At 41.3% G+C, this 25283-nt stretch carries 15 protein-coding genes, 4 tRNA genes and 1 rRNA gene; 16 read left to right on the top strand and 4 right to left on the bottom strand.

The features are described 5' to 3' along the window. The 5 genes from rrf to BLS14_RS30285 form a co-directional block, all read left to right on the top strand. A 5S ribosomal RNA gene (gene rrf / locus BLS14_RS30305) occupies positions 1–95 on the top strand; the annotation flags it as partial. A gap of 93 nt (positions 96–188) precedes the next feature. Next, positions 189–260 (top strand) — tRNA-Glu (locus tag BLS14_RS30300). A gap of 6 nt (positions 261–266) precedes the next feature. Next, a tRNA-Met gene (locus BLS14_RS30295) sits at positions 267–343 on the top strand. A 6-nt stretch (positions 344–349) separates the two neighbouring features. Further along, positions 350–423: transfer RNA gene (locus BLS14_RS30290), tRNA-Trp, on the top strand. Between the two features lie 9 nt (positions 424–432). Beyond that, positions 433–505: transfer RNA gene (locus BLS14_RS30285), tRNA-Lys, on the top strand. 295 nt (positions 506–800) lie between these two features. On the opposite strand, the gene BLS14_RS30280 is transcribed toward BLS14_RS30285, so the two are convergent. Genes BLS14_RS30280 through BLS14_RS30265 form a run of 4 tightly spaced genes read right to left on the bottom strand, consistent with a single transcriptional unit; the run spans position 801 to position 2897 of the window. Next, positions 801–1337 (bottom strand): phage tail protein, encoded by a 537-nt coding sequence (locus BLS14_RS30280; RefSeq protein WP_090955554.1) that lies wholly within the window; start codon positions 1335–1337, stop codon positions 801–803. Positions 1338–1354: 17 nt separating this feature from the next. Continuing rightward, positions 1355–1852, bottom strand: coding sequence for a phage tail protein (locus tag BLS14_RS30275; RefSeq protein WP_090955552.1), 498 nt, complete (start codon positions 1850–1852; stop codon positions 1355–1357). 30 nt (positions 1853–1882) lie between these two features. After that, positions 1883–2392 (bottom strand): phage tail protein, encoded by a 510-nt coding sequence (locus tag BLS14_RS30270; RefSeq protein WP_090955550.1) that lies wholly within the window; start codon positions 2390–2392, stop codon positions 1883–1885. Beyond that, a complete protein-coding gene (locus tag BLS14_RS30265) occupies positions 2385–2897 on the bottom strand; it encodes a GNAT family N-acetyltransferase (RefSeq protein WP_090955548.1) in 513 nt (170 codons plus the stop codon). The genes BLS14_RS30270 and BLS14_RS30265 overlap by 8 nt, the downstream gene beginning before the upstream one ends. A gap of 334 nt (positions 2898–3231) precedes the next feature. Here BLS14_RS30265 and BLS14_RS30260 point away from each other — a divergent pair, with 334 nt between their 5' ends. The 11 genes from BLS14_RS30260 (at position 3232) to BLS14_RS30210 (ending at position 25279) form a co-directional block, all read left to right on the top strand. Continuing rightward, on the top strand, positions 3232–8004 hold the full coding sequence (locus tag BLS14_RS30260) for an S-layer homology domain-containing protein (RefSeq protein WP_090955546.1): 4773 nt from the start codon (positions 3232–3234) through the stop codon (positions 8002–8004). A gap of 108 nt (positions 8005–8112) precedes the next feature. Further along, positions 8113–9207 carry a hypothetical protein gene (locus BLS14_RS30255; RefSeq protein ID WP_090955545.1) on the top strand — a complete coding sequence of 365 codons (1095 nt, stop codon included), beginning with the start codon at positions 8113–8115 and terminating at the stop codon, positions 9205–9207. 505 nt (positions 9208–9712) lie between these two features. After that, entirely contained in the window at positions 9713–12808 is a 3096-nt protein-coding gene (locus BLS14_RS30250) for an S-layer homology domain-containing protein (RefSeq protein ID WP_090955543.1), read from the top strand. 522 nt (positions 12809–13330) lie between these two features. Next, complete coding sequence (locus BLS14_RS30245) at positions 13331–16438, top strand: hypothetical protein (protein ID WP_090955541.1); 3108 nt, start codon at positions 13331–13333, stop codon at positions 16436–16438. A 1035-nt stretch (positions 16439–17473) separates the two neighbouring features. Beyond that, the gene (locus BLS14_RS30240) at positions 17474–17812 is read left to right on the top strand and encodes a hypothetical protein (RefSeq protein ID WP_143021609.1); all 339 of its coding nucleotides are present in this window, start codon (positions 17474–17476) and stop codon (positions 17810–17812) included. Between the two features lie 587 nt (positions 17813–18399). Then, on the top strand, positions 18400–18834 hold the full coding sequence (locus BLS14_RS30235; protein ID WP_090955538.1) for a hypothetical protein: 435 nt from the start codon (positions 18400–18402) through the stop codon (positions 18832–18834). Between the two features lie 246 nt (positions 18835–19080). After that, complete coding sequence (locus BLS14_RS30230; RefSeq protein ID WP_176854860.1) at positions 19081–19479, top strand: TrbC/VirB2 family protein; 399 nt, start codon at positions 19081–19083, stop codon at positions 19477–19479. A gap of 106 nt (positions 19480–19585) precedes the next feature. Further along, the gene (locus tag BLS14_RS30225) at positions 19586–19900 is read left to right on the top strand and encodes a PrgI family mobile element protein (RefSeq protein ID WP_176854858.1); all 315 of its coding nucleotides are present in this window, start codon (positions 19586–19588) and stop codon (positions 19898–19900) included. Positions 19901–19918: 18 nt separating this feature from the next. Continuing rightward, the gene (locus tag BLS14_RS30220; protein ID WP_090955532.1) at positions 19919–20851 is read left to right on the top strand and encodes a hypothetical protein; all 933 of its coding nucleotides are present in this window, start codon (positions 19919–19921) and stop codon (positions 20849–20851) included. Continuing rightward, on the top strand, positions 20799–22850 hold the full coding sequence (locus BLS14_RS30215) for a VirB4 family type IV secretion system protein (RefSeq protein ID WP_256336756.1): 2052 nt from the start codon (positions 20799–20801) through the stop codon (positions 22848–22850). The genes BLS14_RS30220 and BLS14_RS30215 overlap by 53 nt, the downstream gene beginning before the upstream one ends. Continuing rightward, a complete protein-coding gene (locus BLS14_RS30210; protein WP_090955528.1) occupies positions 22847–25279 on the top strand; it encodes a hypothetical protein in 2433 nt (810 codons plus the stop codon). Before BLS14_RS30215 ends, BLS14_RS30210 begins: the two co-directional genes overlap by 4 nt. The last annotated feature ends 4 nt before the right edge of the window (positions 25280–25283 follow it).

Genomic DNA, 25283 nt, shown 5'->3' with positions numbered 1-25283 from the left:
TTCCACACGTACCCATCCCGAACACGACCGTTAAGCCCTCTAGCGCCGATGGTACTTGGACCGCAGGGTCCTGGGAGAGTAGGACGCCGCCAAGCGAAACCCCGCTGGGGTATTTTTTTTGACTTTTCTTGAGAGTTTGAATGATGAGAACAATGGACATTTTCAAATTCTTTATTAAGAGTAAGTAAGGCCCGTTGGTCAAGTGGTTAAGACACCTCCCTTTCACGGAGGTAACAGGGGTTCGAATCCCCTACGGGTCATAATAAGGCGGTGTAGCTCAGCTGGCTAGAGCGTACGGTTCATACCCGTGAGGTCGGGGGTTCGATCCCCTTCGCCGCTACCATTTTTTAGGGGCATAGTTTAAAGGTAGAACAACGGTCTCCAAAACCGTTGGTGTGGGTTCAATTCCTGCTGCCCCTGCCATTTTATTAAGAGCCATTAGCTCAGTTGGTAGAGCACCTGACTTTTAATCAGGGTGTCGAAGGTTCGAGCCCTTCATGGCTCATTGTTATATATGCATGCGGTATTAAGAGAAAAATATATGCTGTTTGACCTGAGGTATAAACTCTTTCCAGGTGAATCCTCTGTATAGTAAGACATGAAGAAAAGGTCGAGAGTCATCTTTACAAACTATGGTCTCTTAGACAGACAAGAGAATAATTCCTATCCCATCAACGGATAATGGACGCACCCTGTAGTAAAATCTAAGAACGCTATAACTTTTGAATTAATCCGATTATAATATCCCTATTGGAAAAGAGGCTATCCTTATGGACAGCCTCTTTCTTATATTTATTTCCTTAACCACGTGAAGGAAATTCGCCTTGCAAGCATATGATAAAATTCTGAGTTATAAATGGTTGCATATTGTTATGTGGTTGTGATGAACCGGTTACTCCTAAAGCCATAGGCGTCATATCTGTGCTTGGTGTGTTATTGTACAATGGGGGCTGCGGTGCTGTGGGAATAGGCTTGGCAGCTTGGGCCCAGTACGCATCTTTAGGTGAAGTTTGATTCCCTGTCGCAACAATACCTTGAGGTGTGTGCGTATGAGCAGGGATTTCGGTTTGATTTAGCGTGACAGTTGCATCTCCAACTTTTTCTCCAACAGTACGAGGAGTTAGACCTGTTCCGGAACCTTGATGAATAACAGCGGAACCCATCAAATTGGGCAAAGCAAAGGTCGATTTTCCATCTCCACCATACTGTACACCTAGTATAGAAAATAGAGCTGTATTTTGGGTAATTGACATCAATTGACCATTACATAATGCCCAGCCTTTTGGTGCAAAGTTCCCAGAAAAAATTCGGATTTCACCAATATACGCATCAGCCAAAGTCATGTCCTCCTTAATTAGTTGCGAGAAGGGAAAATTCCCTGAATCGCAATGGCGTAATTCAATACAATGTATGGTTGCATATTGTTATGCGGTTGAGAACCGCCGGCTCCTGAGAGACTTCCTGAATTCATAGTTTCTTGTCCAGGTGTGGATCCGAATGAATTCGGGACAGCTGCCCAAACGTTATTTAGTGGAGTTGCCACCGATGGATTGGTTTCAGAAGCTGTTACTTGATGGTTATGTATCGGCATCTCATTAATGGTTAACGTGTGAGCTGCTTCACCTTGTTTAGTGCCCAGAGGAATTGTATTTGACACATGTATCGGTACTCGTCCACGATAGTCTGGAAGTGCGAAAGTAGTGATACCGTCTCCACCGTAAACGTTACCAAGCAAAGAGTAGAGAGCTTGATTACTGTTGATCGGCAAGATTTGTCCTTCGCAATAAGCCCAGTTTCGAGGGGCATAGTTGTTGGCGAACAATCGGATCTCGCCCAAAAATGGTTCTGACATGAGGTGACCTCCTCTATTTTTTTATTCTCTTTAAGGTTGAGACGGGAATATGCCCTCTAGACAGATAATGAACGAGATGACAGTTGAAGGCATCATGTTGTCATGAGCCTGGTTTCCACCGACAGAAGATACAGCTGCAGTGTTCATATTCACTGTAGTGGGTTTATCTGACGTGTAATAGATTTTTCGTGGTGAGTTAGACCAGGTTGCATTAGTTGGTGTTGAGGTATTTGTAGAGGAATCTGAAGCAGTGTACACCGAATGCGTATGTACAGGGAGTTGATTAGAAACTAATGTAACCGCCTCATTACCTGCTTTTTGCCCACGAATAAACGTAGGGTTTGGATGAACAGCCACTCTACCTTGCAAATCAGGCAAAGCAAATGTGTTTTGTCCATCGCCGCCATACGTTGTTCCAAGTAGAACGAATAGAGCCTCATTTTCAGCAATGGATACTATTTGTCCATTACACAAAGCCCATCCACGAGGAGCAAAATTCCCCGCAAACATCCGAATCTCACCTAAATAAGCTTCACTCATTCGTTTTCACCTCACTAAATTCTGATGTTAATTGATTTGCTTTGGCAGGATACCATTCCATTAGTTGATGTAAACCTGTGCTGTGTACAGGAACGAAGTTAAGCTTCTGGTACAGCTTGATTGCTCTGTTCAAGGGAAGTACGCTTAAACGAATCGTTGCACCAGCAAGACTTGCCCGTTGTTGTAGATCCATAATGAGGCTCATACCTATGCCCCGATTCCGATACTCCGGTAGAAGAGATATATCAATGAGCACCCATTCGGACCCTTGTTCAAGTACGTACGTTTGACCTACAGAGATATTATTTTCACGAACGATCCTTCGAATGGCATCTGGGTAAGAAGCCGTATAAGACATGGTTTGAGCTCTCCATTGCATACGCAAAAATAGTTCTTGTTCCGCTGGCTCCCAGTTCCAACTTTGTAATTCTTCTTGGCGGCTTAATGAATACAAATGAAACAAAAACGTTTCATCTTCTAGTTTTGAGGCAACTGTATCAATCACTTTTTAATTCTCTCCCTTAATTCCAAGGTGATGGATAGATATAGTTGTCATAATTTGTTTATAACAGATGGAGGAAGGGCTGTCATTAAAAATTTTGCAGTTTCAAATCGAATGGTGACGAAAATTTATAAAAAAACTTCAAAAAAACACGTTAGAACAAGTTGGGAATGGGTTGAAAGTCATTGTTTTATGAAAAAAGTCCCTAATTTTATATTTACCTATACCAAAGTCTCGTTTATGATGAGAGTAATTTCCATTTCATCATTCGACAAACTTCATCGGGAAATAGATAGGCAATAATAATTGCCAATTAAATCATTTTAGGGGGCCGGACATGTCTTTGTTTCCGAGAAAAAAGAGTTTGAATCGTATAATCCGAACTACATTGGCAAGTATTTTACTCATTAGTTCTTTTAGCGGTGGTGGATTATCTTCTAAAGCGAGTGCTGCTAGTTGGAGTGATGTACATCAGGAGCCTTCAAGTTTTCAAATTTTTGTTGAATACGGTAATGGGACATTTTTATCTCTAGGTAGTTTCCTGGATTATCATCTATCGTCAGATTCCGTGACCTGGGATAATCGCAATCTGGAGACCTCCATGGAACCGACTAATGTCAAATTTCTGAATTCAACTTGGTATATTACTGGGTCAGAGGGAGTTTATGAGACAAGTGATCCTGCAACAGGATGGACTTCTCTGAGTTCATCCCTCAAAGGCATAAACATCAATGATATTGCATATAGTCCCGTTAACGATCGGTATGTATTAGCGGGAGATGGAAAATTTTACTCATTTACGGGAAATGAAATACCTGAAGTGGTGTTTTCAGACAATGCAATCCCTAATTTTCGTCGAGTGGTTTACGGTAATGGAATGTTTATTGCAACAACCTATATAGAAGGGCAAGCGGCTCAAATTTACCGATCTCCCGATGGGATAGCATGGACTAATGTTTATACGACCCAAGCCATTTTCGATATTGCCTATGGAAATAATACATTTGTAGCGGTTGGTGAGGGTGGACAGGCCTACGCTTCAAATGATGGAGTAACCTGGAGCAAGACGACCGTATCGAATTACAGTAACGTTGGTTTACCTTCAGTGACATATGCTGCAGGAAAATTTTATACCGTTGGCGCAAATGAAAGAGTTGCTACCTCGCTAAATGGGGTTGTTTGGGAAGAGGAATGGAGCAATCCATCCTCATCAATTGATTTTGCTGACGTCATTATAGGTGGAGGACGAGCAGTTGCAGTAGGTTATGACAGTCAAACATATGACGGTCATATAAAGTCTGCTCCCGCCCCACAAGTGAATAGTGTGACTGTGACCCCAGCTAACCCAATTGTGAAGCAAGGAAATACAGAACAACTCACCGCCACTGTGAATGTCAGCGGTGGAGCAGCCCAAACTGTTACGTGGACCAGTAGTGACACGAATGGCAATGTCACGGTGAATGCAAATGGATTAGTGAATGTGGCTGTAAACACTACACCAGGCACATATACGATTACAGCAACGTCAACAGTTGATGGTACCAAGTCGGGTAGTGCAACGATCACGGTTACCTCTGCCCCAGCAGTAAACAGTGTGACGGTCAGTCCGTCTAACCCTAATGTGGTGCAAGGAGATACAGAGCAACTAATTGCCACTGTGAATGTCAGCGGTGGAGCGGCCCAAACAGTTACGTGGACCAGTAGTGACACGAACGGAAATGTTACGGTAGATGCGAACGGACTTGTGAGTGTAGCAGCAAATACCCCACCTGGTCCGTATACAATTACAGCAACGTCAACGTTTGACGGTACTAAATCAGGTAGTGCAACGATCACGGTTACCTCTGCCCCAGCAGTAAACAGTGTGACGGTCAGTCCGTCTAACCCTAATGTGGTGCAAGGAGATACAGAGCAACTAATTGCCACTGTGAATGTCAGCGGTGGAGCGGCCCAAACAGTTACGTGGACCAGTAGTGACACGAACGGAAATGTTACGGTAGATGCGAACGGACTTGTGAGTGTAGCAGCAAATACCCCACCTGGTCCGTATACGATTACAGCAACGTCAACGTTTGACGGTACTAAATCAGGTAGTGCAACGATTACGGTTGCCTCGGCACCGGCAGTAAACAGTGTGACGGTCAGTCCGTCTAACCCTAATGTGGTGCAAGGAAATACAGAGCAACTAACAGCTACTGTGAATGTCAGTGGTGGAGCAGCCCAAACTGTTACGTGGGCCAGTAGTGACACGAATGGTAATGTTACGGTAGATGCGAACGGACTGGTGAGTGTAGCAACAAATACCCCACCTGGTCCGTATACGATTACAGCAACGTCAACGTTTGACGTTACTAAATCAAGTAGTGCAACGATTACGGTTACTTCAGCACCGGCAGTAAACAGTGTGACGGTCAGTCCGTCTAACCCTAATGTGGTGCAAGGAAATACAGAGCAACTAACAGCTACTGTGAATGTCAGTGGTGGAGCAGCCCAAACTGTTACGTGGGCCAGTAGTGACACGAATGGTAATGTTACGGTAGATGCGAACGGACTGGTGAGTGTAGCAACAAATACCCCACCTGGTCCGTATACGATTACAGCAACGTCAACGTTTGACGTTACTAAATCAAGTAGTGCAACGATTACGGTTACTTCAGCACCGGCAGTAAACAGTGTGACGGTCAGTCCGTCTAACCCTAATGTGGTGCAAGGAGATACAGAGCAACTAACCGCCACTGTGAATGTCAGTGGTGGAGCGGCCCAAACTGTTACGTGGACCAGTAGTGACACGAATGGTAATGTTACGGTAGATGCAAATGGATTGGTAAGTGTGGCAGCAAATACCCCACCTGGTCCGTATACAATTACAGCAACTTCTTCTTTTGATAGTACCAAGACAGGTAGTGCAACGATTACAGTGACTTCTGCACCAGAAGTCAACAGTGTAACTGTGAGTCCTACCTATTCAAGTGTGCTGCAAGGTGACACACAGCAGCTGACCGCTACTGTGAATGTCAGTGGTGGAGCAGCCCAAACCGTTACATGGAGCAGCAGTGATACGAGCGGAAATGTCACAGTGGATGCAAATGGATTGGTAAGTGTCGCTCCAAACACAACACCTGGTCCATATACAATTACCGCGATCTCAACGGCCAACAGCAGTAAATCGGGCAACGCTACAATAAACGTAGTTACTGAAATCGAACAATACACTGTGACGATAAACAATTTGGTAGGTGGCACAATTAGTGTTGCCCCTACGATCTCCCCAGCCGGTAACTTAATTAGCTTGAACATTCTACCGGATTTAGGGAAGAGAGTAAAAATAGGATCGCTGAAGTATATCTTTAATTCTGTGGGCTATCCGATCGCGGGTGAAACTTTCATCATGCCAAGCGGGGATGTTACCGTTAGTGCAGAGTTCGAAGATATCTCAGAAACGATACCTTTTTTAAGTATTGTCGCTCCATTATTTTCACCGGTACCGGTTGGCTATGAGCAACCTTCAGCAAAGAAATTAATCATCACGAATGCCGGGGCTGTTGATACCACCATTCGTAGTCTTACTTCCAGTGAACCCAACACATTTGTGGTTGAAGGAAGTGGCAATAATGTAGCTGCGGGTGAAAGTATCGACACGTGGAGCGTTCGACCGGTAGTAGGCTTACCAGCCGGAACCTATACTTCCGTGATTACAGCTGTTTATGGAGACGGGGAAATAGCAACAACTAACCTTGTACTTACTGTGAATTCTTCCAATAGTTCAGGTGGCGGTGGAAATTCAGGCAATAGTGGCAGTGGAGCGGGCTCACAAGGTGGCGGAACACCATCAGCAAACCCACCTCAGCTAGAGCCAAGTGGTGTCCCTGTTGTAATAAACGGTAAGTCAGAGAAGATCGGCAAGTTGGATACAAAAATCGTTGATAATAGAACCATAACAACTCTTACGCCGGATCCTAGCAAACTTCTAGAATGGTTGGCGAAAGAAGGTCAGAATGCTGTAGTGACTATTCCTGTGAATGAGTCATCGAATTCTATTGTGGGAATATTAACAGGGGATGTTGTTAAAAAGATGATAGATCAATCTGCCGTCTTAGAACTGGTCACCCCGCTTGCCACATATAGACTACCTGCGAGCCAAATCTCAATTGAGGCGGTAGCGGGTCAACTTGGTGCGGATGATACACTATCAGACATGACGATTGAGTTAACAATCTCAAAAGCTCTCCCTTCGGAATCGAGCATTGCAAAGGACTCGGCGATTTTAAAAGGTGCTTTACTTTTAGTAGATCCTGTCCATTTTACGTTAATGGCTGAATTCAATGGTTTAAGAAAGGAAATAAATCGCTTCAATACGTACGTTGAACGGTATATTCCACTTCCGGAGACCATCGATCCAAATCAGATCACGACAGGAATTGTTGTAGGTTCGGATGGTTCCACTCATCATGTACCAACTTATGTTGAGAAAAAAGATAATCGCTACCACGCAGTGATTAATAGCTTGTCCAATAGCTTGTACACACTGGTTTGGCACCCAGTCGAATTTACTGATGTGACGAACCATTGGGCAAAAGACGCAATCAATGACATGGGATCACGAATGATTGTTACGGGAGTTAGTGAGGATATTTTCGAACCGAATAGGAGCATTACACGTGCTGAGTTCTCTGCTATGGTTGTAAGAGGGCTGGGTATAGTACCGATAACTGGCGAAACTTCATTTATCGATGTAAATAAGTCTGATTGGTTTGCTGATTATATCTATACAGCTCACGAATATCAATTAATTGACGGCTATAATGATGCTGAATTTGCTCCTATGGATACCATCACTCGTGAACAAGCTATGACTATTATTGCGAAAGCGATGAAGATCACAGGTATCAATCCGGATTTATTGCCTGATCAAGTAAACACGTTGATCGGACAATATAAAGACGATTCATCGATTTCAAGCTATGCCAGAGATCATATAGCAGCTGGTTTAGCAACGGGTATTATGAATGGTAGAACAACGACTACGATTCAACCGAAGGGCCAAATCACACGTGCTGAAGTGGCTACGTTACTTCAAAAATTACTCAAGAAGTCGAATTTGATTCAATAGAAGCATGAAAGCAAAGGATCAGACCAAGAGGGTCTGATCTTTTGCTTATTGAGATACCAATGAGCAAATACCATCTGTATTTTTGATTAGTTAAAGAGAGGGGATTCAATGAATAAGTCACGTTTGGGGAATGCGTATTTAAAAAAGACTGTAATTATATTAGGTATGTTTTTATTGTACTTTCCATTGTTTGTAGTTATATCCATGTTACTATTCGGAATAACTAGCATAGTCGATCCGGGTGCATATTATAGATATGCTACTGAGAGCAAGTATAGTGAGGACGTCTTTTTCTCACCTGAAATTGATGCTAAAACAAAAATAGGGAATACCATTACAAAAACTTTTATTGTAATGGAAAAAGATCTACCAGATAACACCCAAGCAATATTTCATGAGCTTTTAACAGAGGAGAGTTCATTTCTCTCACAGCTTAAAGAAAATAGGGCGTATATGGATTACTTGGTCGATAATAACTTAACTCTTGAAGAATTAATTACATATATGAAGTCGATTTCTAATTTAAGCAATGAAATTTTAAATGGTAGTTTGTACTTTTCAGCAGTAATAATATTTATCATTGTATATATCCTGTTCAGATTTAGATTAGAGTTATATTGGTTAGCAGGAATATTGTATGTATTTTCAAATCTAGATGGTTTTACATCAGGAATCTTTTCAAATATTTTCTATAACCCTATGCGCTGGGTGAGTATGATGATGGGACAGGAATACACAATAAATCAATACAACATGTACATAGAGTTTTTACCTAAAATCAAAGAAGCATTTTTGACTTTCATTATATTTGACACTGTAGGCCAAATATACAGGGAGAATTGGGAGAAGAAAAGATTAAAAAAACTCACAGAGATTTATGTTTCATTAGGTGGAGCTTTAAATTTGCTGAGAGATTTAAGAGCTGCAAATAGTAACAATCCCTTCGTAAAGATAACTAAGGTGAACATTGATTTATATTATCTAAGCAAATATGCATCAAAAAAAAGAAATGATATTGCCTTAAAAGAAGTGAGAGAGCTTACAATAATGTTTTTACGCAGAATTGAATCTAGTTCACTATCACTAGACGATGTCATCCGTTTTTTAGAGAGATTAATAGTAGAGTTAAATGGATCGGAGGACTTCAAAAATAAAATTAATCTCGTTACAATTTTATCAAACAATCAAGTTAAGAGAGGTTGATATAAATTTTCATAAGGACTCATTTTGATGATACTTGCTCCGACACTTTCAAATGGAACGGTGCTATTGTTGTGTTTAATTTCTATAACAATGATACATACGTGGATATCAGAATAACTCCTGATGAATGAAACTTTTTCGTGAATAAAATCGAATTCTTCAGGTGCGCTACAAAAGAATTGTAATAGCAACTCATTGACTGTTAATTCTAACTTAGACTCCTGATATATATCTTTCTTAAGTTGTAAGTTCTCCTTAGAATATTATTGAAAACTCATTTCAAGAACGCAATTTGACGACAAGGATCGTTCAATTCAAAAAAAGAATAGTGCTGCGTAAAAGAATTAAACAATTAATAAATATAACTCGTGAACTATTGTAAACCGATATAATAATATAGCATTGAGAAACAGTAAATGGTTGAAGCTTATACCTTATTCAAAATTGCTTTAGTAAAGAGTAACCGGATGGGAGGGAAGAATAATCTGTTCGATTGGGTGAATAAATGACTTTTTATTTGAACTGGAGGAAGTATATGTTTTATAGAAGAATAATTCAAAAAGTAAGCACATTCATAATAGCTACCAGTATGGTATCCGTATTTAGTGGGGTAGCATATGGTCAGAAAACCAATTTAGATATTGAAGGACATTGGGCCGAATTTACCCTTAATAAATGGCTCTCAGAAGGGTTAATTAAAGGATATTCTGATCAAACACTCAAACCCAACAATGTAATTACACGTGGAGAATTTATGGCATTGGTTAATCGTCAGTTTGGTTTTAATGAGGGAGAAGAAATACATTTCACTGACTTGTCGTCTTCGAATTGGAGCTATCTAGAAGTGCAAAAAGCGGTAAAAGCAGGTTACATACAAGGTTATAAAGATCAAACTATACGTACTTCTAAACCGATAAGCCGTCAAGAAGCTGCAGTTATTGTAGCAAACTTACTGAAATTACCTAGTAATGAAAAAGCAGCTTTAGCATTTAAGGATTCTTCAGAATTTACATATTGGAGTAAGGGTGCCATAGGTGCTACATTCTCAAAATATATCATTACTGGTTATACAAATGGTTCATTCAAACCGGCATCTCCAATTACGCGAGCTGAGGCAGTTGTGATGTTGGATAAAGCGATAAGCTTGATACAACAACAAGAACAAGAAACAGAAAGTGAAGATAACGATAATATACCTTCACCATCTATACCTACTGCGAGTTTAAAATCAGATTCAAACAGTACATCTAATGGATCCGGTTCACCTTCGATTACTACTGGAGTGAAGACCTCCACATTAATCACCACCGAAGGAGTCAAAGCCGTTCAAGGCATACCTCAAGTTGCCACTCTGACAATAACAAGTGGTGCAGATACGGCAGGTTCATTGCGTGCCACATTTACGGATGGAGTAAATACAGTTACCGTTGATGTAGAACTTAATGGAACTGAAATGGATTCTGAGGTAGCTGTTAAAGTCGCTAGAGCGTTTGAGAATGTGTTAACAGGATGGAATGTGGATGTTGAGCTCGCAAGCATTTATTTCTCAGCAGTAAATCCAACCGTTAACAACGAACTTGTTAAAGTTACCATGGAAAGCATAACGACGGGGGTGGTCTCGAGTGGTAGTGTCATTACTGTCCCAGGTAGTATTTATAATAATTCAGGTACAGCTCAAGTAGCAACACTGGTTATAGAGAACGGTGCAACGGCTCCAGGTTCATATTATGTCTATTTTACAGATGGAGGAGTGCCAGTTCGAAAAGATATCTACATGTCGGGAACAGAAACAGCGGCTGAAGTAGCGTCTAAAATAGCAGTCGCGTTTGGAACATCTGTAGCGGGTTGGGGTGCAGAAGCTGATGGGACTCGAGTACATTTCACAGCGCAAACGCCAGGTACTAATAACGAAAATGTTCGAATATACGCTTTGGAAGCATCAGGAGTAGGGGCACCTTCAAGTACACTTGAAGTTCCAGGAAATCTTACGACTAACACATCCCAAGTGATTACGCTGCGTCTTCCCAATTCAGAAAGTGATCATGGGCCGATAGGCGTCAAATTCACGGATGGAGTCTCCTCGTGGACAGCCTATGTGTCTATGATGGGAAGTCCTGAAACAGGAAGTGATCTTGCTAACAAGATAGCAGCAGCATTCGGGAGCATGATTCCGAATTGGATCGTTTCTTCACGAGGCTCAGATGTAATTTTTACAACCAAGTTTCCGGCAGAGAATAACATAAAGGTTATGGCGAGACTTTCGGGATTAAACACAGGAATTGGCATGCCAGATAGTTCGATTACATCTGTAGGAACAGCGCCATTACAGGGTACAGCTCAAGTAGCAACACTGGTTATAGAGAACGGTGCAACGGCTCCGGGTTCATATTATGTCTATTTTACAGATGGAGGAGTGCCAGTTCGAAAAGATATCTACATGTCGGGAACAGAAACAGCGGCTCAAGTAGCGTCTAAAATAGCAGTCGCGTTTGGAACATCTGTAGCGGGTTGGGGTGCAGAAGCTGATGGGACTCGAGTACATTTCACAGCGCAAACGCCAGGTACTAATAACGAAAATGTTCGAATATACGCTTTGGAAGCATCAGGAGTAGGGGCACCTTCAAGTACACTTGAAGTTCCAGGAAATCTTACGACTAACACATCCCAAGTGATTACGCTGCGTCTTCCCAATTCAGAAAGTGATCATGGGCCGATAGGCGTCAAATTCACGGATGGAGTCTCCTCGTGGACAGCCTATGTGTCTATGATGGGAAGTCCTGAAACAGGAAGTGATCTTGCTAACAAGATAGCAGCAGCATTCGGGAGCATGATTCCGAATTGGATCGTTTCTTCACGGGGCTCAGATGTAATTTTTACAGCCGAGTTTCCGGCAGAGAATAACATAAAAGCTATGGCGAGACTTTCGGGATTAAACACAGGAATTGGCATGCCAGATAGTACAATAACGACCGTAGGAGCTCCATACCCTACTGGCGTAGCACAAGTGGCTACCTTAGTGATAGATTCAGGGGCTACAGCTGCCGGAACGATTACTGCTACATTTACAGACGGTAGCACAACCATTTTTAAAGATATTGAATTAATAGGTACAGAAACTGCTGCCGAAGTAGCAACGAAGATAGCTTGGGCATTTAACACGTCTTTAGTTGATTGGAACGCTACGTCAAATGATAGAAATGTTATATTTACAGCCCGAGCACCTTCGGATAATAATCCTAAACTATCTGTGGCAATCGTGGAAGCGACTACGGGTCTTGGATTGGTATCAAGCTCGATTACTACACCAGGATCGGAGACGTTTGCAGGCGTAAAGCAAGCTGTAAGTTTGAAAATTGATTCTGGCCCCAGCGCGCCAGGGATTATTAAGGTTGTATTTCGAGACGGTACGAATGAGGTTTCCAAACGTTTAAGATTGTCAGGAACAGAGACATTAAATGGACTGGCTGAGAAAATTGGTTCTGCATTTGAGAATTCGATGGCCGGGTGGAATGTCACCACGATGGATCATAATGTCATTTTTACAGCAAGTACGCCAGAAGATAACAATTCTAATGTAAGTATAGTTGTCTATCAGGAGTAAATGAATAAACAAAAAAACCATGTCATACAAGACGTGGTTTTTTTGTTTTGGAAGAAGTTTATTAGAGTACTGTGTGCTTTCTATCTCCACGTTGAACCAACCACTTGTCGGCGACTCTTTATTATGGGATAGAAAAACATAATAAATACAACATGGAGATTTAATTAGTATTGAGATTATAACGTTGTGCATGAATTCTTTATGTAGTTGTGATGATTCATGTTCAATACGCTGCTTAAAGTGATCATCAGCCCACAACTATTAAAGAGATATCTATATTAAATGTTAAGGAATAAGTCATAATTAAAGCATTATAGTGATGTAAGAAAACTAACATTCAATAAAAAGCATGTTGTGAAATAAAAGTCGAAACTTAACAAAAAAAACTATATTTATGGATAAAATTAACTTATAATTAGGTATAAAGTGATAATTATCACTTTTCAGAAGTTATTACATAGAACTTTTGGATTACATAAAGATGAACTCATAATTATCAAGGCCTAAGGGGAGGAACCAGGAATGGGAGTTGCAGAAGTCAAAACTCAGTCATTGTATTCCAATATTCAGCGGGGAAAAAAAGAAGAATTTATTTATCTAACAGCTTCCGATTTAATCTTAACGCAAGATTACTTTACGGATGCTACAGCTCACTACTGGGTTCAGGCAGATACCGTCCATCTGGATAGATCGATAAGTTTGCCTGGGCGTAATCTAATAATAAATGCGAGAGTTATTTCTTCCCATGGAAACATATCTATTAGCACGTCTGGATTACCCGTTCCTCCGGATCATGACTTCGTACAAGAACCAAAGGCCGATTCCGGCATCAAAGCGATCAAAAGTGGAGACGATGGCGGAAAGGGTCATGACGGTTCAGATGGGGCAGATGGGATGTCAGGCGGACATTTGGTACTGACAGCGGAGCGCTTTAATCTAAAAGGAAAATTAATTCTCTCAGCAAATGGTAGCAATGGAGGTCGCGGGCAAGACGGAGGAGACGGGATGGATGGCCGGCCAGGAGATAATGGTAGAGATAGCGAGACCCATATTTTCTGGTTTAATGACCATTCCACATCGGGTGGTGATGGAGGTAATGGAGGAGACGGTGGTAACGCGGGAAGTTCTGGGAATGGCGGAGACGCTGGACATATTTTTATTGGCTACGTGATTTCAAGCGAAGAGCATAGAATAACAATGGATACGCAAGTGGGTATCGCTGGAGCACCAACTTTACCCGGAAAAGCAGGAGCTGGATGTCCGGGAGGTATAGGTGGTCTTCAACTGGAGACAGTCTCGGTAGGGAAGAAATCGAGCGTTACAAAGCGTAGCAGTACAAAAAGATCCGCTAGTGGAAAAGATGGCGTAGATGGCAAAGTTGGGATCAGCGCAGTTCATGCGGTTGATGGTAAACCCGCTCAATCCATAATTGTACAGATTGGATATAGTCAATTTTATGGAGCGAAAATCGCCAATACAGAAATCTATAAGAGTCTGTCTTCTGTAGATTTAGAAACTGCCTTAAGTGCCTCACTCGAACGTCAAACATTAACCTTACATAAGGCAGGATTAGCTTATCTGTCAGGAAGTGAGGAGAAGCTCGAAGAAGCTGCCGATTTACTAAACTGGTTGCAACAGACAATACCGAATGAGTCCTGGTTTAATGAGGTACGAACTCAAAGTACCTATTCTGAATTCCAAAGCGATATGCTGGACGCTTCCATTCAATGGCTAGCACTACGAAATAAAGTGATGATCCTTATTACACAGTTGGGACAGGGTCTAGACTATTTTAGCCATCCATGGAACTGGGTGCCTCTGATGCCTCTAAATAAATATCAAGACTTGGGTGTCAATCTGATAAACGCAGCTCAACAAGCTGAAACGTTATATCGTGATTACATTTTGGCTGAGAACGATCAACGAGGTCGCTTAAAAGTATTAAATGATGCCATTTCCGTTGCAGTAAATCGAATTAATGATATAGAGGGTCAAAGGCAAGATTCAATTAAAGAGCGGGCGCGCTTGGAAATAGAAGCTGACAAGCTATATGAAGATATACTTTCAAAAGAGAAGTCGCTCCAGAAAGTGGCTGAAGAATTTGTAGATGCGCTACGGAAGAAACTTGCTTTGTCCACCCTGAAGGCTACATTTGATTTGATAGTGAACGGCGTAGCCCTGGTTACCAATGTAACCCCTGCCCTAACGGCGCTCAAAACAGGCGGTGCCATAGCATCAGCAATGAGCAACTACTGGGATACAGGCAAGACAATTGTGATAGACGATACGTTCAAAAACGCCAAAACGGTAGAAAAAGAAAAAAAGAAAAAAGAAGAGGAACTTTCTAAATCCATTAAAAATGTGACTACCGCTGCTTCTTCGGGGCTAGCAATTATAAAAGACGGAATAGAGATTTACAACCTGATGGGGCAAATGCAAGAAGCACGTGATTCCTTTGGATATTCTTCATCCATGCTTGCCATGTCACGTGAGAAATTCGAAGAGATGTTAAAACCGGTTTATGATCAAATGCCGGAAGATAAAGTGGAAGAATATCGTAAGGCCTTTAATCAATATCTCAACGTCGTTGAAGAATACCAGCGCAAAAAACAAGCAGTGACAGCTAAACATTTGGAAGAAGCAAAATTATTCGCCGAAATGGCACAACGACGTGCAGATCAAGACCGAATTAAGCAGGTAATGGGAGATGATGTGGATGCGGGCTTGCCACTATTCCATACGTATATTTTCGACCTGTACAACGGCTTAAAGCTGGCATTAACAGATTTCCTGTACCAAGAATACCAAGCATATCGCTATATGGTCCTGAGCCAAGAGCTGTTCCCGTTTGTTCAAGATAGCCACGTTGCCGAGCTTAGTCGTATTCATGCCGATATAACCGTTAAGTTGACAAACGCATTAAATGCTTCAGAAAATCCGGTGCAACCATTCAAAAACGTGACGGTTATCTTTAACGAAGCATCTTTCCCAGAGCAATTTGAAACGCTGCGAGCACATGGAACGGCATTCTTCCCCTTGACACTGGATAACCAACTCATTCGGGAGAAAATTGCAGGTAAAGCTCACATGATGGTCAGTGACTGCCACATTCAGATACCTGGTGCACGGAATGCCGCAGGAAGCATTCACATTGAATATACTCACTCTGGTCATTCAACATTTCTTGATTCGTATGGTCAACGTTTTGACTTTGTACACAACAAGAGCCACGGATTCTTTGAATATGATGTAACTCCGGAACGTGGTGCAACTGGTGATCTAGAACCGAAGGAACTTATTCGGAATGAGTCTGGTGGTGCTGTGGGTGATGGGACCAGCAGAATTATGCCAGGTTTATTGTCAGTATGGTCGATAGAGGTACCTGGGGAGGATCGAGGCGGTCTTGTACTTAATGAGGGCGTGGATTTGAGCCAAGTGAAGAAGATTATCATGACCTTCCAGGGGAAGGCAGAGGCTTATGCTGCTAAAGCTCCAGGAACAAAGTTTACCTCTTTTGTAGCGAAAAAAACTATTTCTGAAAAGTTTGCTAATCATGAGATGTTCGGATTGCCGGATACTGGAACAGAAACGGAAATAGGGAAAGAAAATTCAATCCTTATAGAACTCTAGTGATCTATAACAACCCCACAAGAACGAATGCTAGAGATGACTGAATTACTCAGTAAAGGTCCCAGTGTGGAGTGGTCAAGAACGCATTTAGAGGACGATTAAAAAATACCAAACGGACGTCGGTGCTCAACCGGCGTCCGTTTTTTTAATTTACGTTGCGGTCGTCTCGGGTTGTAGATGATGCATAGTCCAGGCAATTATCCCGACGTGTATACTAATTTGGGCGTCAACCTTTGGTGGCATGTCGTGGTAAACGTGGGATGTGTGCTGGAATCTCTGGTCGCTGTGAACGATCGATGTTGTCGTGACGTCTTTTTGCTTGGCATACGCTTTGGCAAAAGTCTGTGATATATAAGCTCATTTTCGTTTCATTCTCCGATGCAGTAGGCGACAATCTCGTTATTATTACGTTTTTCCGCTGAAAGATACAACCATCGCTCACGTTCACCTGCTGGTTGGGTCACATTCGTGTGACGCGTTCTACGAATCACCGCTAAGATACCCGTGTCTATTCTAGGGTGGAAATTCAAAGTGGAGTCTTACGAAGTCGGTGTTTTTTCTGCTCTTTTCGTTTATGGAGTTGTCGAGTCGAATTATATTTGGTATTATAGAACTATATCAATTGTTTAATTATTCTATTACCTGAGCCATGAGGCAAACAGGTCATTCTAACTTTGAATTATTTATTGGAATATTTATGTCTAAATACACCCTTTAGGTGCTTAAGTATCATTTGGATACTTCTATGTACTTATAGGGTTTTTATTATCAAAAACACCTTTGGTGGAGTTTACTCTTCGGATAACCCACTTTAGGTGTTTTTTAATGTTATACATTAAAATGTTGGTTTATCCACTCAACAGAGCAACTCTTCCCCTAATTACTTAGGACTACATTACTGCTAATTAACTTGGATTCTATCTCAATAAACCCAGTTATCCTGATTTATAGATCTTAAAAACCTGAGGTCAAAGTTGAATTATAAAAAGGGTAGTAACTTTTGATAAACAACACGTAACTCAAGATAGTGGAACTGTGAATTTAAAGAAAATTAATCAAAAGTATGAGGGGAATCATATTAATTTGAAAATTAAATCACATGTCTTTCAAGTATCAGAGCTGCCTGCAGCTCTCAACAACTCTTTGGATGAACTGTTTAAAGCAATTAATGAGAAAAGTGAATTAAAGCTGGAAGGCGAATCTATAGCGAGTAGTGGTATCAGAGATGAAATTGAATCAACGCATATTTCTCAGCCTTTTAAAAAGAAAGTACTTTCTGTTGATACCAGAAATGAAAAATTAAATGCGGAGTCAATCAATACTGAATCTGATGTGAACCCCTCAAACTTTCCTATTGGACTACGTGAATATTGAGCTTTGAGAGGTAAATATGGATCAGAGCTCGTAGATAAGCTTTCAACGACCCCTGCGTTAGTTACAACTGAGGAATACAATGTGATGATAGAAGGTTATTCCAAATAAACGGCGTCACAATACTACAGAATGGAAAATAACAGATCCAGATTCAGCGAATGCTTGGTCAAGAAATTGTGTATCTCATAGAAGGCACATATATTAAATCACACCTCATTTTTGCAAACAAATTTATGGACCTGGAAGGTAATGCTCATGATAGTTTAAGGACAGTTGGAGGCTAAGTGCTCACCGCTTTCTCAAACGACTGATAGGTACATATGGCCTAGTTGGTTGTTTGCGAAAGCGGTGAGGAACGTTGAAATAAGTCAAATTTCCTAAAATTTCGCAAATTCCTGTCGACAATCTTCTAACAGCGGTGTAAAATAATCTCATTAATATGAATTTTCACATTTTTACCAATATGAAAAAGTGAAATAAAGTTTTTGATATACATAATGACCATGACGGTTTCGTTTTTGCACTTATTTTTACCTTTATTAGAACTTTTGACCTATTATATATACAATTAAGTGGAGGCGTTGAAGATGTCAAAACAATATGCAAGAACCAGTGGTATTAGCGAGGTAATGGATAAGCCACTTGATAATAATATACTAGTAGAAGAGATAAAGGCTGCTATACTCGTGGAATGCTATCCATTAGTAATGGCTAAAAAGAAAGAAGGTTCCTTAAAGTTCTCTGTACGAAGCGGAAGACTTGCTATTAATCATGTATTAGAGAAGAAGGTACTACGTCCTAAGTCTTTGGGTTTAGACTTAGCTGTTTCAGATAACACTGTTTCTACTGGAATGAACCGAAAAGGTTTGAGAACCTTAATCATGATTTTAGATTCAGTTCTCAAAGAAAATGAACCGATTGACCATGCAACTATACTGATTAATTATTCTGTTGAAGAAAATGGAGATTATGCAGATGGGGAACTAATTGTAGAACGCGGTATCCATCATGCAAGATATTAAAACATCTCTTGACATCAAAGCTCTTAATAAGGATAATCATAGTAGATTATGCTTTAACTAACTTAATACTGACAAGCGGAAGCACCGCCTACCTTGGATAAATTCCAAAGGTTTGGCGGTGCTTTTTTTTGTTCCCAAAAAAGGGGGAATGTACGGTAGATTCTGATTACTAATTGAGTTCGACTTTGTAACACTTGTTTTAAAACAAATATGTTAACACCGCTCATAAGCGAAAGGAGAATTATCTTGATAAAGAAACTTGTATTAACCTTGGCACTTGTGTTTAGTCTATTTTCAGTATTCGGTCTTGTAGCTCCTGATGGCGCTAGTGCCAATGGCTCTGTAATAGACTCGGATTTAAAGGACGGAACTATGTATAATCCCAATGGCTCTCAAAAGGCCAACGTTGATAAGGTCAACAAACCTCTTAAATTGATCGTTCAAATTTTTGGGGGAGTAGGGGGAACATGCTTTGTACTGGCTGTCATGTACTACGCAGTAATGATTATCTTTGGTTCGCTTAACCCTCAAAAGGCAGCAACCTATTGGAAAGCATTGTTGGGATGCGCTGCGGGAGCTTTCGTCTTCTTCGGTGCCGCGACCTTCGCGGATGTTATTGCTGGCTTATCCAATTCAGCGAAGTAGAAGTTAATGCACTGGGTAATGGTCACAATGCCGGATATGAGGACGTTACATGTCTGAAATCATATAGGTAACAGTGACCGTTTCTCATTCACTAGGGGGGATGAGTATGAACAATGAAATAGTCGTACCGATTGATATCACTCAAGAGGAAAAGTCAATTTTGGCTGTTTTATCTATTCGGCAATTTTTAATTATATTTCCTACACTCGTATTTTGTGGAGTGTTTTTCATCTTCGGAGGCCTTCCCTTTTTGGAAGGCGGGGCAGAGTGGATAGGAAAGTTGATTTTATTTGTTATTCTGGGTGCCATTGCAGCTTTCTTCGCATTTTTTAAGTTCGATAAACATGAGCAATACGCGAGTGAGTTTGTTGTTTCCAGAATTAAGTTTCTACGTTCGCAAAAAACGTTCACACATAACTAAACGAAAGAAGGACCTCAGATGCAAATTTTTATTTTTTGCATGATGGGATTCCTGGCACTAATGCTGGTATTCCTTATGATTGCAAAAAAGAGGATGGACAAGAATGAACCCATTATTGGTTGGCAAAGAAAACAGCACCTTGAGGAAGTGAGCGCTGGATCTGTGGAGACGCAAAAAAAGCACCTCAATAAACACGAAGAGAAGCAGCTCAAAAAAGATCGACAGGACATGAAAGATCTAATCGGGATTGAGGATATCAAACAAGGCATATTTGTTAAGCGAAACAACGAATATTGCGTAATCGTGTCTACAGATTCAGTCAATTATGATCTTTTGAGTGCTCAAGCTCGCCAATCCACAATTCTCGGGTACAGCAGTTTGTTTAGAGTCATCCGATTTCCAATTCAGATTTTGGGGCAAGCCGTCAGGCAGGATCTGCGTAAAGAAGAAAACCGCTGGAAATCTAACTTGGAAAAATGTAATTCACAAACCATGGATTACAACACAAAAGTAATCAATCATATCAAGAATAAATCCGAAAAGGAATTTCGAATATCTCGAAAAGTGTACTATGTGATCACCTACGTACCCTTACCAAGTAAGATGGGTGCTCTTAAACTAGAGCAACGCGAAGAAATGATTCGAAATGAGTTATATCAACGGGCTGCAACAGTAGTCGGGATGTTAAGACAATGCGAGATACATGCCGAATTGTTAGATTCTCTTTCTGCTATGGAAGTAATGAAAAGAGCACTTAACCGTGATCGAATGGTTATTAATCCGATCGATGATTTGGTTACACATGGCAGAGAAAAACTTTCTTCGTATATCACCGTCGATGTCACAACCATGCCTGGATTTGAAGATTTAGTTTATGAAGTGGAGGAAGTGCGAGACTATGTTCAAACGTCTGAAAAAGAAGCAAGTGGACCCATCCGAGTTGCAAATTGATGACGCACGTAAAGGTAGTAAGGATGACGTCCCACTCTCTTTTCCTTCTATCGTTGATAACATGTTGAATGATGGAGCTCATTTTGAGAGTGATTACTTCACTTTAAAAACGGGGCTTGGGAATTTGAAATATGGACGTTCCTTCTTTGTTAAACCGAGTGGTTATCCTCGTACGGTTCGAATAGGGTGGCTCGAAGCGCTCTTTAGTGGGGATGATTTGGATTGCTCAGTACATATCGAACCAATTGATCGAAATGTTGCGATTAAGAAGCTTCAAGACAAAATTGATGAACTAGATACAGTTATTTATTCGGCAGCTAACCGAAATGATCAAGCCAAGATTGATGATTCCGTGCAGAAGCGAGATGATACGAAATTTCTTCAACGTCAAATAAAAAGTAATCAAAATGGACTCTATTATGTATCCATTCAAGCAAGCGTATATGCAAACTCACTAGATGAACTCAACGCGAAGTGTGTTGAAGTGGACAATGCTGTATCCGGTGAATCTATTGAGATCATAAGTGCGTTTGATAGACAGAAAGAGGCCTTCCTTTCATGTATGCCATTAGGAAGAAATTATCTACCTAAATCTGATCGGAACTTGGATCAGCTCGCTCTGACTGCCATATTCCCACATGCATCATCGAAACTGAACCATCAAGGTGGATTCCCAATCGGTCGCTATGGTCGAGATTATGTTTACTATAACAACTTTGATTCTTCCTTAAATAACTATTCCTTGGGGATTTTTGGTGTATCAGGGTCTGGTAAGTCCGTCTTGGTGAAACAAATTATCGCACGCGGTTATATGGATGGCATTATGAAAAACGTAATCATCGATGTGGAACCGGAGTATCGTGAATTGACCTATGCTCTAGGCGGAGTAGTCGTACCGATATATCCATCAAAAGAAGATGATGTCAGTCGAATCAACCCATTAGATATTTTCCCGGAAAAAGAAATTAAGAATAAAGGTACAGAGGATGAGTTCATTGATGAAAAGATCAATTTGAATGAAAAAGTCAAAGAAGCACTCGAATTTTTTAAAGTCATGAAGGAATCTTTGACCCCAGATAACAAGGGACTAACGGCCGTTGAAATTGGGGTTTTGAATGATATCCTCGAAGAATTATACCTCTCTCGCGGAATTACGGAAGATCCAGATTCGATATACGAACAAATCGAACATATTGATGACTTTGGTTCCATCACTTACCGCAAAAAGTTAATCGAGATGCCTACGATTACTAATGTATACGAAGCGCTCTTACATGAGGCTAAAAATGATTATGGTGAAGAATTAAGAGAACTATGCAACGTCGTAAAACTATTCACCAGAAACAAAGCCTTTGGTATGTTCGATGGACAAACCAGAATTATCTCAGAAAATAATGTCTCTCTGGATGAAGCACCGGTTGTTACTTTTGATATAAGTAAACTTTCAAGTAACGGAATAGAAAGACCACTTGCCCAGCACGTCCTCATGACGTGGGTGTGGAGCAGATTTATCGTTTCAAATCCAAAAGTGAAAAAACGTGTTATCTGTGATGAAGCGTGGATGATGATCAAATATGCCTCCATGATGGAATGGCTTAAGATTCTGTCTGCAAGGGGTAGGAAGTGGAATGTTTCTCTTACATTGGTCTCTCAAAGATACGAAATGTTTGAGCGAACTGAAGCTGCTAGAGATGTCGTAGCTCAATTTGATACAGTGTGCTTCTTAAGACAAAGTGATCAGGATATTTCTCCCATTCTTAATACGTTCAGATTATCAGAAGATGTTGGAAATCTCATAAGGACTTCTTCTACCGGTCAAGTACTCATGAAGGCTGGCAAACAAATCGTTTCATTCCAATCTGAGCCGACACCTGAAGAATGGATATATCTCAATACAAATCAGAACGTTGAAGTTCCAATGAAGAAAAGAAAGACTCGTGAAGAAATGATAGGTTGGCTTGATGACAAATCTCATATACCGGTAGGTGGTGTGGCGTGATAAAACGTTCGAATCTGCTACTGGCACTATTGTGTTTAGTAATTTTGCTTGCTGGTTGCGGATCAACGGAAAATACGTCAGAGACAGCGACTGCACCGACCAGCAAAGATAACGGAGCCACTCCTATCAGTACAACGGATGGAACAAGTTCTGATGTCTCATTTAGCCCAGAAGATTTAGGAAGCGGCGGAGATAACAGTGGAGCACTAGTAGGAGAGAAAACACAAGAAATGATGGATAAGGCTGAAGATGATGCGAATCTAATGAACGGATTCATTATCGGACAAGCCAACAATCTATTTAAGATACCTGGTATTAATAGCATCCAAAACTTGGTGTTTGGTAATCCCTACAAAACATGGGGATTCGGTGAAAATGAAAAAGACGAGCTTGTTGATGGCATCTTTTATCAATCTGAAATGGATCATGTCATTAATCCACTAATTGCTACGTTTTCAGGAGTCTATGCAACCATTTTGATGCTAGCAATCATGATGTCCAGTTTAAAGTTTGGAATGAAAGCTCACAGTCCTCAGTCGAAAGAAGATTTCTGGAAAGATATCCACATGTATGTAGCATCTGCGTTTTTTATGGGTCTTTTCTGGATGTTATTCCATACGTTGATGGCACTGAATTGGGGAATTGTACAAGGCGTCGGTTCTACGCTCAAAGGGCTAGGAAAACCTCTAGATGGAGTTTCTATTATCGCAACCGCTACAAATGATGGTGCTTATTCATTTAAGATGGGGGACCTCTTTGTATTCTTAGCAGAGTGGGGCCTTTCTGCATACCTTAACTTTATTTACATTGCCCGTAAAATAATCATTGTTTTGCTTTGTGTGATGTCGCCTTTTGCAGCCTACAGTTTGTTATTTGCAAAAACGCGTTCATTTTTTGGTACCTATATTAAGGAATTGTGCGGAAATATCTTTCTTCCGGCTATTCATGCGATTATTCTATTCGTTTTCGTCCAAATGGCAGGTAATTTAGGTTCTGGGATGGGCCCAATGATATTTAAACTTGGCATGATCATTATGTTTGTTCCTATAACCGGGATGGTAAGTAAGTGGCTTAACCTTGGAGACTCGAGTTCTTCTGTAGGTCGAGCTGCGAATGCTATGGGCTTGGGGGCTATCGGCGGAGCCATGATGTTATCTAAAGGTGTCATGAATATGTCCGGAAAAGGGCGTACCACAAACACCACAGGTTCAACAGGTGGGGGGACGGAATCGCCGGGCGGATCTGAAGTATCTATGGGGAACGATGTCGGTGCAACTACTTTAAGTAAGGCTGCAGCGGGTGGATCGGCGTTTAACAAAATCAAAAAGGCTGGCACAATAACTGGTGGAATTTTAGGGGGTACTGTAGGATTGCCATTTGGGGGCGCTGGTGTGGCAGCTGGTGCTGCTGTGGGATCTAAACTAGTAACCGGTGTTTTGCAAGGTACTCAAAACTCAGCTAAAGGTTTACATGGCGCCTACAGTACAATTCGGAACGCGGGTCAAAGACAAAATCCAGACGGAAGTTCTTCTGGTTGGAAAATGTCAAATGTAAAAGAGAAATGGAATGATCTCGCAGAGCGACGTCAGTTGATGGGTAATCTTGGCGAGTCTGCTGGCATGCTTGCAGGTGGTGTGGGTGCAGCGATTGGAATGTCAGTAGCAGGCCCACTCGGAGGAGCAATCGGTGGTACGCTTGGCAGTAAATTTGGAACAGCTGGTAAATCTATGGGTCAAATGTTATCAGGTGTAAGCCGTCAAAGAGCGTTTGATTCTGGAAGTGGAATGCGAGCGGATGGAACGATGAGTCCACGCGGGATGACATTAAATAGTCTCTCTGCAGATCCACGTTTCAGTGGGAGTCAAGCTCGATGGAACCAAACGAATGACCGCTCCTGGTATGAAGCCAAGGACCAGTCTACTGGAAAATGGGAGAAAATTGGGGGATATGGTGCAGGTGATGCTTCTCTCAAAACGGGTCAGCAACGAATGGTAGATTATCAGATGCGTAATCCGAAACAAGACGGCCAATGGAATCGTCAAGAGAACGGTTCATATATGCGATCAATTGAACGCCCGGGTGCTGTTAGTCCGGTCAGTGTGAGGCCACGAACTGAGAGAGAATTAGTTGGGATGAGTGGATCAACAGCGGATCTTGGAAGAAGCAGTGAGGCATACATTGCTGACAGTGGTGGCCAAAAGCTATACTCCGACAACACATTTGATATGCGAAGACTTAATCCTGAAGATTACTTCAATCATAAACAACCAGGTAAAACAGGTGGAGATGACAAAGTGGCTGATATGGTTGGGAAGGTACCCCAAGCTACGCGAGCAACCGGTAGGAATCTAATACAAGGGGCTAGTCGAGTTGCATGGGCTCAATCAGGTGCATATAACAAGGCCAATAGAACAAGCGATATATCTTGATCAT

The sequence above is a fragment of the Paenibacillus sp. OK060 genome, from assembly GCF_900101205.1.
GTDB lineage: Bacteria > Bacillota > Bacilli > Paenibacillales > Paenibacillaceae > Paenibacillus > Paenibacillus marchantiae.
This window is presented reverse-complemented; position numbering and strand designations above follow the sequence as displayed.